Annotated in this window: 18 protein-coding genes; 13 read left to right on the top strand and 5 right to left on the bottom strand. The window is 64.9% G+C overall.

The window, feature by feature from the left end; all coding sequences use genetic code 11:
* Nucleotides 1–60 precede the first annotated feature (60 nt).
* Together ACK4SV_RS00100 and ACK4SV_RS00105 are read left to right on the top strand one after the other, a co-directional pair.
* A complete protein-coding gene (locus ACK4SV_RS00100; protein WP_409915744.1) occupies nucleotides 61–357 on the top strand; it encodes a DUF1330 domain-containing protein in 297 nt (98 codons plus the stop codon).
* Nucleotides 354–1,199: a hypothetical protein gene (locus ACK4SV_RS00105; RefSeq protein ID WP_409915745.1), complete on the top strand. Its 846-nt coding sequence runs from the start codon at nucleotides 354–356 to the stop codon at nucleotides 1,197–1,199. Before ACK4SV_RS00100 ends, ACK4SV_RS00105 begins: the two co-directional genes overlap by 4 nt.
* 7 nt (nucleotides 1,200–1,206) lie before the next feature.
* Here the strand turns inward: ACK4SV_RS00105 and ACK4SV_RS00110 are convergent, their stop codons facing one another.
* The 3 genes from ACK4SV_RS00110 to ACK4SV_RS00120 all read right to left on the bottom strand — a co-directional run bounded on the left by ACK4SV_RS00110 (nucleotide 1,207) and on the right by ACK4SV_RS00120 (nucleotide 3,715).
* Nucleotides 1,207–1,899, bottom strand: a complete 693-nt coding sequence (locus ACK4SV_RS00110; RefSeq protein WP_409915746.1) for a hypothetical protein — start codon at nucleotides 1,897–1,899, stop codon at nucleotides 1,207–1,209.
* Nucleotides 1,900–2,062: 163 nt separating this feature from the next.
* Complete coding sequence (locus ACK4SV_RS00115) at nucleotides 2,063–2,428, bottom strand: hypothetical protein (protein WP_409915747.1); 366 nt, start codon at nucleotides 2,426–2,428, stop codon at nucleotides 2,063–2,065.
* Between the two features lie 3 nt (nucleotides 2,429–2,431).
* On the bottom strand, nucleotides 2,432–3,715 hold the full coding sequence (locus ACK4SV_RS00120) for a class I SAM-dependent methyltransferase (protein WP_409915748.1): 1,284 nt from the start codon (nucleotides 3,713–3,715) through the stop codon (nucleotides 2,432–2,434).
* A gap of 95 nt (nucleotides 3,716–3,810) precedes the next feature.
* Between ACK4SV_RS00120 and ACK4SV_RS00125 the strand changes: the two genes are divergently transcribed.
* The 11 genes from ACK4SV_RS00125 (at nucleotide 3,811) to ACK4SV_RS00175 (ending at nucleotide 12,616) form a co-directional block, all read left to right on the top strand.
* Nucleotides 3,811–4,125, top strand: a complete 315-nt coding sequence (locus tag ACK4SV_RS00125) for an REDY-like protein HapK (RefSeq protein ID WP_409915749.1) — start codon at nucleotides 3,811–3,813, stop codon at nucleotides 4,123–4,125.
* 12 nt (nucleotides 4,126–4,137) lie between these two features.
* Nucleotides 4,138–4,974 carry an SDR family NAD(P)-dependent oxidoreductase gene (locus ACK4SV_RS00130; protein WP_409915750.1) on the top strand — a complete coding sequence of 279 codons (837 nt, stop codon included), beginning with the start codon at nucleotides 4,138–4,140 and terminating at the stop codon, nucleotides 4,972–4,974.
* On the top strand, nucleotides 4,971–5,879 hold the full coding sequence (locus ACK4SV_RS00135; protein ID WP_409915751.1) for a polysaccharide deacetylase family protein: 909 nt from the start codon (nucleotides 4,971–4,973) through the stop codon (nucleotides 5,877–5,879). The genes ACK4SV_RS00130 and ACK4SV_RS00135 overlap by 4 nt, the downstream gene beginning before the upstream one ends.
* Nucleotides 5,876–6,514, top strand: coding sequence for a CpcT/CpeT family chromophore lyase (locus ACK4SV_RS00140; RefSeq protein ID WP_409915752.1), 639 nt, complete (start codon nucleotides 5,876–5,878; stop codon nucleotides 6,512–6,514). The genes ACK4SV_RS00135 and ACK4SV_RS00140 overlap by 4 nt, the downstream gene beginning before the upstream one ends.
* Complete coding sequence (locus ACK4SV_RS00145) at nucleotides 6,511–7,128, top strand: VOC family protein (protein ID WP_409915753.1); 618 nt, start codon at nucleotides 6,511–6,513, stop codon at nucleotides 7,126–7,128. Before ACK4SV_RS00140 ends, ACK4SV_RS00145 begins: the two co-directional genes overlap by 4 nt.
* 90 nt (nucleotides 7,129–7,218) lie before the next feature.
* Complete coding sequence (locus tag ACK4SV_RS00150) at nucleotides 7,219–8,070, top strand: HpcH/HpaI aldolase/citrate lyase family protein (protein WP_409915754.1); 852 nt, start codon at nucleotides 7,219–7,221, stop codon at nucleotides 8,068–8,070.
* 6 nt (nucleotides 8,071–8,076) lie between these two features.
* Nucleotides 8,077–8,598 (top strand): MaoC family dehydratase, encoded by a 522-nt coding sequence (locus tag ACK4SV_RS00155; RefSeq protein WP_409915755.1) that lies wholly within the window; start codon nucleotides 8,077–8,079, stop codon nucleotides 8,596–8,598.
* 31 nt (nucleotides 8,599–8,629) lie between these two features.
* A complete protein-coding gene (locus ACK4SV_RS00160) occupies nucleotides 8,630–9,820 on the top strand; it encodes an acyl-CoA dehydrogenase family protein (RefSeq protein ID WP_409915756.1) in 1,191 nt (396 codons plus the stop codon).
* Nucleotides 9,817–10,971, top strand: a complete 1,155-nt coding sequence (locus ACK4SV_RS00165; protein WP_409915757.1) for a CaiB/BaiF CoA transferase family protein — start codon at nucleotides 9,817–9,819, stop codon at nucleotides 10,969–10,971. The genes ACK4SV_RS00160 and ACK4SV_RS00165 overlap by 4 nt, the downstream gene beginning before the upstream one ends.
* A 41-nt stretch (nucleotides 10,972–11,012) precedes the next feature.
* On the top strand, nucleotides 11,013–12,182 hold the full coding sequence (locus ACK4SV_RS00170) for a CaiB/BaiF CoA transferase family protein (RefSeq protein ID WP_409915758.1): 1,170 nt from the start codon (nucleotides 11,013–11,015) through the stop codon (nucleotides 12,180–12,182).
* The gene (locus ACK4SV_RS00175) at nucleotides 12,182–12,616 is read left to right on the top strand and encodes a hypothetical protein (protein ID WP_409915759.1); all 435 of its coding nucleotides are present in this window, start codon (nucleotides 12,182–12,184) and stop codon (nucleotides 12,614–12,616) included. Before ACK4SV_RS00170 ends, ACK4SV_RS00175 begins: the two co-directional genes overlap by 1 nt.
* A gap of 10 nt (nucleotides 12,617–12,626) precedes the next feature.
* Here the strand turns inward: ACK4SV_RS00175 and ACK4SV_RS00180 are convergent, their stop codons facing one another.
* Nucleotides 12,627–13,343, bottom strand: coding sequence for a GntR family transcriptional regulator (locus ACK4SV_RS00180; protein ID WP_409915760.1), 717 nt, complete (start codon nucleotides 13,341–13,343; stop codon nucleotides 12,627–12,629).
* On the bottom strand, nucleotides 13,340–14,593 hold the full coding sequence (locus tag ACK4SV_RS00185; RefSeq protein WP_409915761.1) for an acetyl-CoA hydrolase/transferase family protein: 1,254 nt from the start codon (nucleotides 14,591–14,593) through the stop codon (nucleotides 13,340–13,342). Before ACK4SV_RS00185 ends, ACK4SV_RS00180 begins: the two co-directional genes overlap by 4 nt.
* Between the last annotated feature and the right edge of the window lie 15 nt (nucleotides 14,594–14,608).

Below are 14,608 nucleotides of genomic sequence, written 5' to 3' on the forward strand. Positions count from 1 at the left end.
GAGGCTCTTCTATAAAAGATATATCATTTGAATCGAGAGGTCCAAGCCGAAAGGGACGTGATGGCAGCTTACATGATCGTTTTTGCAGCGGTGAAGGACCGTGCGCGCTTCCTGAGCGAGTATGCCGTGCCGGCGGCGGCGCTGGTGCAGCGTTTTGGCGGGGAATATGTCGTGCGCGCGCCGGGGGTGGAGAGCCTTGAAGGGGGGATGTTTGCCGGGGCGAGCGCGGTGATTTCCCGCTGGCCGGACAAGGAAGCGATTCGCCGCTTCTGGGACAGCGCGGAATACCAGGCGCTCAAAGCGGCGCGCGCGCCGCTGGCCGAAGCGCATGTGATGATCGTGGAGGAGCCGGCATGAGGCGCGGCGTTGGCCTGATGATGGCGGCGCTGCTGGCAGCCTGCGCGGGTGTGCCGGAGGCAGGCGAGGCGCCGCGCTTCGATGGTCCGCCGCCGGAGGTTTCGCGGCGCGGCGAGATGCCCGCTGCCGTGCAGGCCAATCCGCAGCTGACCGCGCGCGAGATACTCGCAGCCGCGCATGAGGCGGCGGGCGGGGAAGACTGGCGCGGGGTGAAGAGCCTTTATCTGGAAGGCTACAACATCATCCGCCGGCCGGATGGATCGGAAGTGCTGTGGGACCGGTATGCGATGTGGCGGGAGTTTTCCGACACCAAGGCGAACGCCCATGCCGCCGAGGGCAAGGTGCGCATCGAGGCCTGGACGGGCGACGCCATCGCCATGCTGATCGCGTTTGATGGCGAGACGACCTATGACCAGAATGGTCCGGTGCCGGAGGATGTTGCCGCGCGGGCCTGGGCCTCGAATTTCGGCTTTGGCGCCATTCGCAATGGACTCGATGAAGGTTGGACGCAGGCGCGCCTGCCGGATGACCTGATCGATGGCGCGCCGGCCTATATGATCGCGCTGACCGATCCGTCGGGCGGCCGCACGATCTTCGGCATCCGCCAGTCTGACTTTGCGACCGTCTATGCCGGTTTCGGCACGCCGCGCGGCTGGCATGAGCGGCGCTATTCGCATTTCTTCTCCGTGCCGGGGTCCCGCTGGGTGCAGCCGGGGCGCGTGCGCCTGCATTATGACGGTGTGAAGGCGAATGAGGCGGTGTGGACGCGCGTGGTGATCGGCGAGGCAATCGATCCGTCCGTATTCGTCATAACGGAGCCTCCCGCCTCGCCGACCTTCTGAGGCGGCGTCAGAACGGTTTCACCGCGCCGAAGAAGGCGGTGGCGGCAATGCCGATCCAGTAGACATAGGCGATGGTGCGGCCATGGCCGATGGAGCGTTTGAGCTTTGCTTCCGCTTCAGGGCTCGGCCCGGCGGCGAGCAGCGGGAACAGCGCGCGCCATTCATGCATGATAAGGCGCAGGCCGACGCCGAGCACCAGCAGAGACCCATAGGTGAGGAGCTTCGCCGAGAACCATTTCTGGCCGAGGCCTGCCTCGAACGGTCCATGGCCGAGGAGGGAGGAGAGCGAGGAAATGATCAGTACCGGGATCAGGATGTAGCGCGTCCAGTCCTCGATGTCGGAGAGGCGCTTGCCGAGCGGCGTGCCGCGATTGGCGAACGCGCCCCAGGTGAGCGCCATCCAGGCGGCCCAGAGAACCCACATGGCGGCCAGCCAGCCGCCGCCATAGGGCTGCATTCCCCAGATATAGCCCATATGCATCCCGAGCGGCAGGAGGGAGATGATGCCCGTGCGCGCCATGATGTCGATGCGGTAGGCCGTGTCCATGTGCCGGCTGCGCTCTTCCAGCGACAGCGCGGGATTGATCACCTTGTAGGAGGTCTGGAACACGCCCCATTCGCCGCCAAGCCAGTAGACCATGGCAAGGATATGCAGCCAACGGAGGATCGCGAGTTCGTTGAGGGAGAGGAAGTCTGTCATACGGGCCTCCGGGCTGGGCGATCTGAAAAGATATATCTTTTGAAATCGGCGCTGGATACCGGTCCATACGGAAAAATACGTACAGGGATTAAAAATCAGGCAGACAGCAAAACGCCCGCCGGGTCAGGGCGGGCGTTCGCAGACAGATGGTGACCTTGAGCGGTCAGGTCGTGCGCGCGAATTCCTCGGCGACGTCTTCGGAGGAGGCTTCCTCGCCGCGCTCGATCGCTTCGCGGTCCTGCTGGAGGATGCGCAGCACGCGGGCGATGTATTCCTGCGTCCAGGCGCCGCGCTCGGCGGCTTCTTCCTTGGTCGGGGTGAAGGCCTCGATGGAGGCGCGGGTCACCTTGCCGTCGCGCTCCAGGAGGCGTTCGACCGTATCCATCCGTTCCCGGAGCACAGCGACTTCCTGCATCAGGGCGAGGGTGATATTCATCACCCGCTCGACATCGGGATCCTTCAGGAACCAGGGGCGCTTACCCTTGGCCTTGGCGCCGGAGAGGGCGACGGGATCAAGTTTCGCAGACATTGCCTATGCCACCTTCCGTGCGCCGACGACATGCCAGGCGGCCTTGCGGCCATAGTCTTCCTGCTTGGTGTCTTTTGCCGCTTCAGGGAACACTTCCGGATCGACGACGGCGGCAACCCCGCCATGGATGAGGTTCGTGCGCTCAAAGCCCGCTTTTTCCATCCAGGCATCGAGGTCGATCTCGTGCATCTTGGTCCAGAAGGGTTCGTTGTTGTTGAAGGCGTCCCAGTCCCGCATCGCCTGTTCAAACAGGGGCATTTCGGGCGTGTATTGCGGCTGCTCGACATGCAGCACGATGCCGCCAGGCTTCAGGAGGCGTTTCGTCTCTGCAAAGATCATCGGCATCGTCTTGTAGCTGGTCTCGTGCAGGAACATGGTCGACTGGATCCAATCGAAACTTTCATCCGCAAATTCGGCGAGGTTCGAGACATCGCCCTGGATGAAGGTCACATTGTTGATGCCCATGGTCTTGGCCCGGGCAAGGCCGTAGCGCAGCATCGGCGCGCCGGCGTCCACCGCGATGATCTCGGCTTCCGGGAAAGCCTGCGCCAGCGGCAGCACATTATGGCCAAGGCCGCAGCCGATATCGAGGATGCGCTTCGGTGCAAAGTCCGGCAGGTTTTTCTTAACCCATTCAGCGACCGCAACGCCGCCGCCATCATTATAGCGGCCGAGCATCCCGCCCGTGGTGGCGAAGATACCGATGTCGTAATTCGCTGCGCCGGTCACATCGCCGGGCACGAGTTCGGTATGATAGCTGCCGGGCATGCAGTGATGGTCGATCGCCTCGGTCGAGCGGGGCTGGCGGAAGCCGGGCTTCAGCACGAGGCGGGCGTCGCCCTCGGTCAGCTCCGCAACGCGGGCGTTGAGGGCGCCGGCCTGGCGCAGCGTGACCCAGCGGCCGGCCTGCTGGCGGGTCTCCATCGTCGCGCGGCGCAGCGCCGACCACCATTGCCAGACGGGATCCTTCGCGAGCGCCTTGCGCACCTCGTGGCGATCCTTGAAGGCGCGTTTCTCGGCCTTTTCGAAACCGGGTTTCACGCGCGCCTCGAAGGCTTCAGCGATGCCGGGCATGATATTGGCGGACAGGTGCCGGTTCATCTGGGCGAGGAAGTTGAAACGAGCGATCTCGTCATGGCTCGTCTCCGGGAAGACGCCGTGGCGGCCGACCACACGGTAATCCGGCGGGCCGTCATAAGCCCGCCCGGGGGCCCTGGACGGCGGGGCAGCTTTCGCGGCCGGCTTGCGCTTCGGCGCGGGTTTGCGGGGACGTTGCGTGTGAGCCATTCTTATCCTCCGGGACGCGCGGGACCAATTCCCGATTGACCTTCGACCAAAAGATATATCATTTAAGCGAGACCACCAAGTAGGGGAGAACCCGTATGAGCACCCGGATTGTCGCACTTTTCAATCTCAAACCCGGAATTTCAGCAGCGGACTATGAAAACTGGGCGAGGACGAAGGACATCCCGACCGTCAACGGCCTGAAATCCGTCGACAAGTTCGAGGTGTTCCGCTCCTCCGGCCTGCTCGGGTCCGAGGCGAAGCCGCCCTATGCCTATATCGAGATCATTGATGTGAACGATATGGGCGTCTTCGGCGGGGAGGTCTCGACCGAGACGATGCAGAAGATTGCCGCCGAGTTCCAGGCGATGGCGGATGACCTCGCCTTCATCCTCACCGACAAGCTCGGCTGAGGGGCGGGCGCGATGGGCACACTCTCCGGCAAGACCGCCGTCATTACGGGCTCCGGCCGCCGCAAGGGGCTGGGCGAGGCAATCGCCCGCCGGCTGGCCAGCGACGGGGCAAACATTGTGATATCCGACATCGGCCAGGCCCGCGATGCAGCGACCGGCGAGGCGCATATCGGCACGACCGATGAGATGGAATCCATTGCCGCCGAGCTGCGCGGCCTCGGCGGGCAGGTCTCCACCTGCGTCTGCGATGTGCGCAGGCTGGAGGAGGTGCGCGCCCTGGCCCGCCATGCGGCGGATACGCATGGCTCGCTCGACATCTGGGTCAACAATGCCGGCATCGGCTATATCATGAAGCCGCTGCTGGAGGTGACCGAGGAGGATTGGCGCGCGGTGATCGATGTGAACCTGACGGGCGCGTTCTTCGGCCTGAAAGCTGCCGCCGAGATCATGGTGGCCCGCGGCAAGGGCGGGCGGATCGTCAATATCGCGAGCCAGGCGGCCAAATCCGGCTTCCCCCATGCGCAGGCCTATACCTCGTCCAAGCACGGCCTTGTCGGCCTCGTCCGCTCGGCCGCGGTGGAGCTCGGGCCGCACGGCATCACGGTCAACAATGTCTGCCCGAACCATGTCACCACCGGTCTCGGCGCCTGGCAGAACGAGTATTTCTCCAAGGTGGTCGGCGCCGCCTCGGTGGAGGATTACCTTGCGAGCATGGCCGCGCGCATCCCCATGCGCCGCCCCGGCCTGCCGGAGGATACCGCCAATGCCGTCGCCTGGCTCTGCACCGATGATGCCGCCTACATCACTGCCGAAAGCATGAACGTCTCCGGCGGGGAGGAACCGCATTGACCCCGCTGCCTCCTGATCCTGCCCCTGAAGGCTTCACCTGGCCGGGCGGCGCAAAGCTCGCGCTCTCGGTGGTCGTTAATGTCGAGGAAGGCGCCGAGCGCCGCATCGACGAGGGCGACGGCCGGCCCGAACCGGTGGACGAGCTTGGCGCCGTGCCGGGCAAGCCGATCCGCGTGCATGGCAATGAGACGAATTATCAGTACGGGATCAATCGCGGCGCGCCGCGCATCATCCGCATCCTCGACGCTGCCGGCGTGCCCGCCACCTGGACCGTCTGCGGCCTCGCACTGGAAAAGGCGCCCTGGCTGGCGAAGGCCATCACCGCGCGCGGCGACGAGCCCTGCAATCACGGTTACAAATGGGCCTTCACCGCCTTCATGGACGAGGCCGCCGAACGCGCCTTCATCGAGAAGGGCACGGCCAGCATTGCGGCGACCTGCGGGCGGCGCCCGTCCGGCTGGCTGTCGCGCTACCTGCATACCGACATCACCCGGCGCCTGCTGCTGGAGCAGGGCTATACCTATCATATGGACGATTATTCGGACGACTTTCCCTATTGGGCCAAGGTCGCGATGTCCGATGGCGGCGAGCAGCCAATGGTGATCCTGCCTTATGCCATCGATTCCAATGACATGAAGTTCTGGCTCGCGCCCGCCTTCACGCCGGACATGTGGCTCGACTATGCGCGCCGCAGCTTCGACTGGCTGTATGATGAAGCAGAGCGCGACGGCGCGCGGATGATGAGCCTCGGCCTGCACCTGCGCATCATTGGCCGGCCCGGGCGGATCAAGGCGTTTTCAGATTTCCTCAGCCATGTGAAGGCGCATCCCGGCGTCTGGATCGCCACGCGCGAGCAGATCGCGGCGCATTTCGCCGCGAATGTATCCCCGGAGACCGCCCGATGAGATGGACTGCTGCCCTGGCCGCCCTCGCCGCCGCGCTGATCGCCGCGCCCGCACTCGCTGATCCGGCCACGGAGTTTGCGGAGATCGCCGCGGGCAGCTGGACCAGCCGCGCCCAGTCCGCAGATCCCCGCTATGACTGGGTAGAGAGCGAGACCGTCCGTATCCTGCCGGATCGCACAGACGGGGTCTGGCTCTATCAGGAGAACGCGATTCTTGCCGCCTCCCCGGACGAGACCCCGGCAGACGGCGCGAAGGATCGGCCTTACTTCCAGGTGATCGTGCAGCTGCGCGCCATCGGCCCGTTTGAAGTCCACTCGACCACCTACCGCCTCGATACACCCGAGGCCCGCGAAGGCGCGCGTGGCATCTGGCGCGCGGGCGGGGAGGGCTTCGACCCTGCATGGATCGGCACGATGGCCTGCATGAGCGGCCTCACCCGCATTTCCGAAGGCTACTGGACCGGCGGGGCCGACTGCCCCAACAACTGGCGCGGCGGGGTCAAGGTCGACAGCCGCTCGATCCGCACGCCCGACGCCTATGTCAACTGGGACCGCGGCATGGACGCAGACGGCCAGCAGATATGGGGCCCGCGCGCGGGCGGCTATGTTTTCCTCCGGAAGGACCCGCAAGAATGAAACGCTTCGCCCTTACTGTTGCCGCCGCGCTGATGCTCTCCGCCTGCGCAACCCCTGTAGCTGAAGCGCCCGCGCCCGCCGCGCCTCCGGCGGGCCTTCTCGGCGCCGACAATCCCTATCCGCTCCACCCGATCAACCTGCGCCGCACAACGCTGGTCGTGCGCGACATGGCCGCTTCGCTCGCCTTCTACCGCGACGCGCTCGGCTTCGATGTGGTCTATGATCAGGAGCTGACCTCGCCGGGTCTTACTTCGCGCCATGGCGCGGATGGGCAGAACCGCTCCCGCCTCGTGCTGACCCAGACCAACAGCGGCGAGATGGGCATGATCGGCCTCTGGCAATTCCTCGACCCCACGGAAAAGGACACTGCCCCGGCCGGGCCCGCCGATTTCACTCCCGGCAAAGTCGTCCTCCTGTTCAACACCACCGATCTCGATGCCCGCTTCAACGCCGCCGCTGCCGTACCCGGCGTCACCGTGATCAGCGAGCCGCGCGAGCGGCGCTATCCCTCTCCGGCCGGCGACATCATCGTCATGGTTTCCATGCTGGTGGACCCCGATGGCCACACGATCGAACTCAACCAGCTGATCTTCGACCCCCGCGCGGCGAACTGAAGCGGGCCCGCGAATTCGCGGCCGCCAGCGATTGACTTTGCACACCTGCAGGCTAATTTGTCCGGACAAACTTTTTGCGGACCGCCGGCCATGATTCAAGCCTTTCGCTCGCTGCTCTTCGTGCCCGGCGCGCGGCCAGACCGTTTCGCCAAGGCCGCCGCTGCCGGGGCCGACACGATCATCATCGACCTTGAAGACGCCGTTCTGCCGGCGGACAAGGACAGCGCCCGCGCCGCTGTGCTGGACTGGGTGGCCGTTGCCGCTCCGGAAGCCGGGACTATCGGCGTGCGGATCAATTCTCCGCGCACCGCTTATGGCTGCGCCGACATTGCCGCCTTTGCAGGCTCGCCCGCGCTCGCTCGCCTCGCCTTCCTCATGGTGCCGAAGGCAGAGACCGGCGTGGACCTCGAGATCGTGACCGAAGCCCTCGGCTCCGGCATTCCTCTCATTGCCGTCGTTGAAAGCGGGCGGGGCCTCGCTGAAGTGAGCGCCGTCGCCGCGCAGGCGAAGGGCGGCGTGCTGTTCGGCGGCGCGGATTATTCCGCCAGCCTCGGCGCCGACCTTGCCGACTGGGACGCGATGATCACCCCGCGCGCGCTGATCTCAGCCGCCTCTGCCGCAGCCGGCGTGCCCGCCTATGATGTGCCCTACCTTGATGTGAAGGACGAAGCCGGGCTAGGCGATTACACCGCCCGCGCGCGGCGCATGGGCTTTTCAGGCCGCGCCTGCATCCATCCGGACCAGGTTGCTGCCGTCAACGCCGCCTTCACGCCGACCGAAGCGGAGATTGCCGACGCGCGTGCGATCATTGCCTCGCTGAATGCGTCCACCGGCGGCGCCGTGCTCCACAAGGGCAAGCTTGTCGACCGCCCCGTCATCCTCGCGGCCGAGCGCGTGCTCGCCCGCGCAGAATCAGTCCCAAAATCAGTGCAGGGAACATAATTCATCATGGTACAGAACTGGAAAGAAGTCGCCCCGAACCGCTACCGGGAAACATTCGGGCGCTATTTCGAGGATTTCCATGTGGGCGACATCTATGAGCATCGCCCCGGCAAGACCGTCACCGAATATGACAACCACCTCTTCACCTTGCTGACGCTGAACACCCATCCGATGCATTTCGATGCGGAGTTTGCCAAGGCCTCTGAGTTCAAGCGTAACCTTGTGGTCAGCCCCTATACGCTGGCGCTGCTGATCGGCATGAGCGTGACCGATTGTTCGCAGAAGGCCATCGCCAATCTCGGCATGGACGAAGTGAAATTCACCGCGCCTGTCTTTGCTGGCGACACGCTTTATGGCGAGAGCGAAGTGCTGGCGAAACGCGAAAGCCAGAGCCGCCCGGGTCAGGGCATCGTCACCATCGTCACGCGCGGTTTCAACCAGGATGGCACCATGGTGTGCACCTTCAAGCGCAACATGTTGATCCCGGCGCGTGGCCACGCGGTCGAGGACAAGGTTGGCAATTATTAAGACCGGATACGGATTTTCAGGAGACAATCAGATGGCGGACAGCACGCATCTCACCGAGGAAGACGAGCGCCAGATCCTCGCCAGCATCGAGAAATGGATCGAGAAGAAGGTCGCGCCCGTCGCGATGCAGCTCGAGCATGACAATGTCTGGCCTGCGGACCTCGTCGAGGACATGGCCGAGCTGGGCCTGTTCGGCGCGCTGATCGAGCCGGAATATGGCGGTCTCGGCCTGTCGGCGACGACCTATTCGCGCATCGTCACGCTGATCGCCGAGGAATGGATGAGCCTGACCGGCATCTTCAACTCGCATCTCATGATGGCGCTCGTCGTGCAGAAATTCGGCACGGAGAAGCAGAAAGCCTACTGGCTTCCGAAATTCGCAACCGGCGAAATCCGCGGCGCGCTCGGCCTGACAGAGCCGGATGCCGGAACAGACCTTCAGGGCATCCGCACGGTGGCCCGCCGCGTGGGCGACAAATACATCGTGAACGGAACAAAGACCTGGATTTCGAACGCCATCGAAGGCCACTGCGTCGCCCTTCTCGTCAAGACCGATCCGGACGCCCAGCCCCGCTATAAGGGCATGTCGATGCTGATCACGCCGAAGATCGACCCGGAAACCCGCGCGCCGCTGAAAGGCGTCAAGAATGGCCGCAAGCTCGAAAAGCTCGGTTACAAGGGCATCGATTCTGGCGAATTCATTTTCGAGGATTATGAGTGCGATGCGGACCTCTCCCTCGTCGGCGGCAAGGAAGGCGAAGGCTTCTTCATGGCGACCGGCGGTTTGGAGATCGGCCGCATCAATATCGCCGCGCGCTCTGTCGGCATTGCCCGCCGCGCGCTGAAGGAAAGCGTGAAATACGCCCAGCTGCGCAAGACGATGGGCAAGCCGATCTGCGAGCATCAGGCGATCCAGTTGAAACTCGGCGAGATGGCCGCCAAGACGCGCGCCGCCGAACTGCTCGTGCAGGACGCCGCCGCCGCCTTCGACCGGGGCGAGCGCGTGGACATGGAAGCCGGCATGGCGAAATACTTCGCCTCCGAAACCGCCGTGGAAGTTGCCACCGAAGCGATGCGAATTCATGGCGGCTATGGCTATTCCAAGGAATATGTCATCGAGCGGCTCTACCGCGACGCGCCATTGATGTGCATCGGCGAAGGCACAAACGAGATGCAGCGCATCATAATTTCCAAACAGCTCGTGAAGCGCAACCCGGCATGACGCGGCTCCTCGAAGGCATCCGTATACTGTCAGTCGAGCAGTATGGCGCGGGCCCCTATGGCACGCAGCTGCTGGCAGACTTTGGCGCCGAAGTCATCAAGATCGAGGACGGCGCGCGCGGCGGGGACGTCTCCCGTGCCGTCGGCCCATACTATCTCGGCGAAGGCGATTCGGATTTTTTCCAGACCTTCTCCAAGGGCAAAAAATCGGTAGACCTTGACCTCAAGAGCGAAGCGGGCCGCGGAGCCTTCAATCAACTTGTCGCCTCCGCCGATGCCGTCGCCAACAATCTGCGCGGTGACCAGCCGGCAAAGCTCGGCCTCGACCATGCATCGCTGAAAGCCATCAATCCCCGCATCGTCTGCGCTCATCTTTCCGCCTACGGACGGGACAATTCCCGCGCTGGCTGGCCGGGCTATGACTATCTGATGCAGGCCGAAGCCGGTTTCATGCTCGCCACCGGGGAGCCCGAAGGCCCGCCCGTGCGCTGCGGTCTCTCCATCGTGGACTTCCACACGGGCAGCCATCTTGCCACGGCCCTCCTCGCCGGCATCCTCAGTGCTCAGAAGACAGGGCAGGGCTGCGATGTTGATGTCACCCTGTTCGACACCGCGCTGCACCAGCTTTCCTATCCCGCCACCTGGTATCTGAACCGCGGCCATGAGACCCGCCGCCTGCCGCGCGGCGCGCATCCCTCCATCGCGCCGAGCCAGCTGGTGAAAACAAAGGATGGCTGGGGCCTTCTGATGTGCCAGACGCCGAAATTCTGGGATCTGTTCTGTGAACGGACGGGCGCCGCGCACCTGAAAGCCGATCCCCGCTTTGCGACCAATCCCGCGCGGCATGAGAATCTCGCCGCGCTGACCGAAGAGGTCGACAAGGTGCTCAGCCAGCGGACGAGCGCCGAATGGACCGCGCATTTCGCGGGCGAAGTGCCGTTTGCGCCGGTCTTGGACATCGCCCGCGCCCTCGAAAATCCTTACCTGGCGGAAACGCAGATGATCGAAACCGTCGACCATCCCACCCTGCCGCAAGGGCTTCGCACGCTCGCCTCACCTTTCCGCGTCAATGGCCAGCGCCCGCGCAGCGCCCGCGCGCCGGCCCTTGGCGAACAGACCGAGGAATTGACGCAGCGCCCCGGCGCAGACTAGTCACGCGGCCATCCAAGAAACCACCCGGGAGACGCGCCGAGATGAAACTCGAAGGCCTCAAAGTTCTGGACCTGTCGGCCTTCCTGCCGGGTCCGCACATGACGATGATGATGGCCGATCATGGCGCCGATGTGATCATGGTCGAGCCCGCCAATGGCGTCGGCGAACCGGTGCGCGAGATCGGCGAGCGCACGCCGGACGGCACCACCGTCTGGTTCCGCAACATCGCGCGCGGCAAGCGCAGCCTGAAGCTGAACCTGAAGGATCCTGCCGGCGTTGAGCTTCTTTTGAAGCTCGCGGAGACGGCGGACGTGTTTGTCGAGGCATTCCGGCCCGGCGTGGTCAAGCGGCTCGGCGTGGACTTTGCGGCGGTTGCCGCGCGCAATCCGCGCATCGTCTATTGCTCAATCTCCGCCTTCGGACAAACCGGCCAGCATGTGCAGAAGCCCGCGCATGATTTGGTCGTGCAGGCGATGACGGGCCTCATGGATCTTGGCCGCGGCCTGACGGACAACCAGCCCGCGCCGCCGCCGGTGCCCTTTGCGGATTCCGCCGCCTCGCTGATGGCGCTGTCGGCGATCCTGATGGCGCTCTATCGGCGCGAGAAGACCGGTGCGGGCGACTATATCGACATGTCGATGTATGACGCGGCCATCGCCTGGACGCCGAATGTTCTGGGGCCGACCTTCGGCAAGGGCGAAGCGCCGGAGCCCAAGAAGATGCGCAGCTTTGGCGGCGCGGCGATGAATTCGATCTATCCGACCTCGGATGGTGGCTTCGTCGTGATCGGCGGATCCGAAGTCAAGTTTGCCGAAAACCTGCTCAGTGCCCTCGGCCGGCCGGACCTGCTGGACTATGCCAAGATCCCGCCCGGCGATGGGCAGGAGCCGCTGAAGGCCTTCTTCCGCGAGACTTTTTCCGCGAACACGCTGGCGTACTGGACCGAGTTCCTCCAGCCAGTCGATTGCTGCTGGGCGCCGGTGCGCAGCCTGAAGGACGCCTTCGATGATCCGTTCACGGCGGAGCGCGGCATGGTCTTCAGCGATGCGAGCGGCAACCGCCATGTCGGTCCGCCGATCCGCTTCATGAATGAACCACCCCGGCCCAATCCGGCGCTGCCCGCCTTCGGTGAGCATTCCGAAGCCATTGCTGCCGAAGCCGGCCTTTCGCCCGATACGATCCGGAAGCTGAAGGAAAAGGGCACGATCTGATGACACGGTTTCCCGCCCACCGGGCCCATGAAGGCATCTGGGAAGGCGTTTACCGCCATATCGCCGCCGATGGCAGTGAGGAGGGGCGGTTCCGTTCCCGCGTCACCTGTGAATTTCCAGATGACGGCAACGTCTTCTACCGTCAGACGACGGAACTCTGGACGCCGGAGGGCGCGCACTCAGCCGCGAGCTTCGACGGCCTCGACCGGGGCGATCATTTGTTCTACGACACGCCGACTTTTACCGGGCGCAGCTGGGAGACAGAAGGCGGCCACCTGATGCTGAACCTGATGCGCAAGGACGAACCCGGCGCCTATTTCGTCGAGGTGATCATCCTTGGCGAAGGCGGGCGCCACCGCGCGCGCACCTGGCATTGGTTCCGAGAAGGCCAGCTTTACCGGCGCACGCTGTGCGAAGAATCACGCACCGGCTGAGCCGGCCGCGTCATTTGCGCTGGCGGGTCATTTTCATCTCATAGGCAAAGCGCCCGGCCGGATGCAGGCTTTCGGAGACGAGGATTGTCCGCCCCGAAACGTCTGTATACCGCCGCAGCGTGCGCAGCGCAGGCGAACCTTCGGCCACGCCCAGTTTGGCCGCGTCGGTCTTCGTCAGCGCGACTGCCTCCATCCGCTGCGTCACGCTGGCGACAGAGACGTCATGCGCATTTTCCACCCATTCCGAGATGGAGCCCGTCAGCGCACGGACGGCCTCGAGCGGCGGAGCAAGGGCATCCAAAACATAAATCGTGGTGATCGCCAGCGGCGCGGCTCCGCTCGCCCGGCGCAGGCCCGGATAGGCCGTAAAAGCGCCGGTCAGGTCGAGGCGTTTGGCTTCGCCGGCCGTCGCCGGCCGCGCCCGGTCGGGCAGGAAGGCCGCGTCGCGGGCATATTGCAGGATCGAGTCGAAGTCGCCGATGGGTTGGGCAAAAGCCGGCGCCGGCGGCTGGGTCACGACCGTTCCTGCTCCGCGCCGCCGCGCGATCAGGCCGTCCTCGGTAAGCAGGCGCAGCGCCTCCCGCGCCGTGTGGCGCGAGATGTCCCGCGCGGCGCACAACTCCATTTCTGTCGGCAGCGCGTCGCCCGGTTTCAGCCGGCCAGAGGCAATCGCCTCGCGCAGCTCATCCGCAATCTGACGGTATCGGGGCAGGGGCGTCGTCGTCACATCCGGCTCCTTATCCGGCTCCACTCATCGCTTAATCTGGCACGATGCGCGGGATCGGCAATCCCGATCAGCGCTTCGGCGCGTGCGTCAATGTCGCGGCCTTTCAGGCGCGCGGCGCCGTGCTCGGTCACCACGATGTCGAGATCGGTGCGCGCGATGCTCGTCGCGCCGGGCGCGAGGCGCGCCACGATGCGGCTCACCGCGCCGCCCTTCGCCGTGGAGGCGAGCGCCGTGATGCCCCGCCCGCCGGGCGAGAGGCCCGCCCCGCGCAGAAAATCGACAAGCCCGCCAAGGCCCGACACCTGCCGCCCGCCCATGAATTCGGCGTTCGCCTGGCCGAACAGGTCAATCTCGATCAGGGAATTTATCGCGGTAAAGCGCGGGATCGCCGCCAGCACAGAGAGGCTGTGCGTCTCGATCACCGGCCGGAACCGCACATTTTTCGCCGAAGCAAGCCGCGCATAAAGCGCTGCCGAGCCCACCGCAATGCCGGTCGTGATGTCGATATCCGGGTCCCCGTCCATCAGCCCACGGACCGGATCGGACACCATGCCCGAATGGATGCGGAGCCCCCGCCGCCCGGCCAGCTCTGTCAACACCGCCTGCTGCACATTGCCGAGACCGAATTGCAGCGTATCGCCGGCCTCGATCATCCCGGCGATATGCCGGGCAATCGCCTCAAACGCGGGCGGCAGCGCGGCGGGCGCCACCTCCACCAGCGGGCGCGCATCCTCTGCCAGCATCGCAAAGCGCGAGAGCGGCACGCGCACACTGTCCCGCGCCGCCGGCATGTGCGGATTGATGATCCCCAGTACGGGCACCTCGCCCCGCGCCAGCACCGCCGGCGCAAAATCCGGGCTCACCCCCAGCGACACCTCTCCGGAACCATCGGGCGGCGACACCATCACCACCGACCCGTCGAGCGGCGTTTCGCACAGCCAGGGCCAGGCCTGCGTGTAGGGGATGGGCAGGAAACGCGTGCGCCCCGCCTCGAAGCCTGCCCGGTAATCCGGGGCGAGGAAAATCGTCTCCGCCCACGCGCCCGGCGACAGCGCGGCCCAGTCGGTGCGGTTGATGCCGGGGATCCAGACGCCGAGGAAAGTGACGCCCCCGGCCAGGTCCGGCGCGGCCCGAATCACATCCGCCAGCGCCAGCGGATCTCCGCTGCACCCGCCCACATAGAGGCGCGCGCGCTCTGGCAAACGCCCACGGAACGTGCGAAACGCTTCAGACAGACTTTGGTATATCAAATAATGCTCCCGCGA

Source organism: Hyphomonas sp. (assembly GCF_046313735.1).
In the GTDB taxonomy this organism is placed as follows: domain Bacteria; phylum Pseudomonadota; class Alphaproteobacteria; order Caulobacterales; family Hyphomonadaceae; genus Hyphomonas.

Coding starts and splice junctions, on each gene's coding strand:
- ACK4SV_RS00165 (WP_409915757.1), top strand. CDS start 9,817: ATGACGCGGCTCCTCGAAGGCATCCGTATACTGTCAGTCGAGCAGTAT.
- ACK4SV_RS00100 (WP_409915744.1), top strand. CDS start 61: ATGGCAGCTTACATGATCGTTTTTGCAGCGGTGAAGGACCGTGCGCGC.
- ACK4SV_RS00110 (WP_409915746.1), bottom strand. CDS start 1,899: ATGACAGACTTCCTCTCCCTCAACGAACTCGCGATCCTCCGTTGGCTG.
- ACK4SV_RS00105 (WP_409915745.1), top strand. CDS start 354: ATGAGGCGCGGCGTTGGCCTGATGATGGCGGCGCTGCTGGCAGCCTGC.
- ACK4SV_RS00150 (WP_409915754.1), top strand. CDS start 7,219: ATGATTCAAGCCTTTCGCTCGCTGCTCTTCGTGCCCGGCGCGCGGCCA.
- ACK4SV_RS00170 (WP_409915758.1), top strand. CDS start 11,013: ATGAAACTCGAAGGCCTCAAAGTTCTGGACCTGTCGGCCTTCCTGCCG.
- ACK4SV_RS00145 (WP_409915753.1), top strand. CDS start 6,511: ATGAAACGCTTCGCCCTTACTGTTGCCGCCGCGCTGATGCTCTCCGCC.
- ACK4SV_RS00155 (WP_409915755.1), top strand. CDS start 8,077: ATGGTACAGAACTGGAAAGAAGTCGCCCCGAACCGCTACCGGGAAACA.
- ACK4SV_RS00125 (WP_409915749.1), top strand. CDS start 3,811: ATGAGCACCCGGATTGTCGCACTTTTCAATCTCAAACCCGGAATTTCA.
- ACK4SV_RS00130 (WP_409915750.1), top strand. CDS start 4,138: ATGGGCACACTCTCCGGCAAGACCGCCGTCATTACGGGCTCCGGCCGC.
- ACK4SV_RS00160 (WP_409915756.1), top strand. CDS start 8,630: ATGGCGGACAGCACGCATCTCACCGAGGAAGACGAGCGCCAGATCCTC.
- ACK4SV_RS00115 (WP_409915747.1), bottom strand. CDS start 2,428: ATGTCTGCGAAACTTGATCCCGTCGCCCTCTCCGGCGCCAAGGCCAAG.
- ACK4SV_RS00120 (WP_409915748.1), bottom strand. CDS start 3,715: ATGGCTCACACGCAACGTCCCCGCAAACCCGCGCCGAAGCGCAAGCCG.
- ACK4SV_RS00140 (WP_409915752.1), top strand. CDS start 5,876: ATGAGATGGACTGCTGCCCTGGCCGCCCTCGCCGCCGCGCTGATCGCC.
- ACK4SV_RS00175 (WP_409915759.1), top strand. CDS start 12,182: ATGACACGGTTTCCCGCCCACCGGGCCCATGAAGGCATCTGGGAAGGC.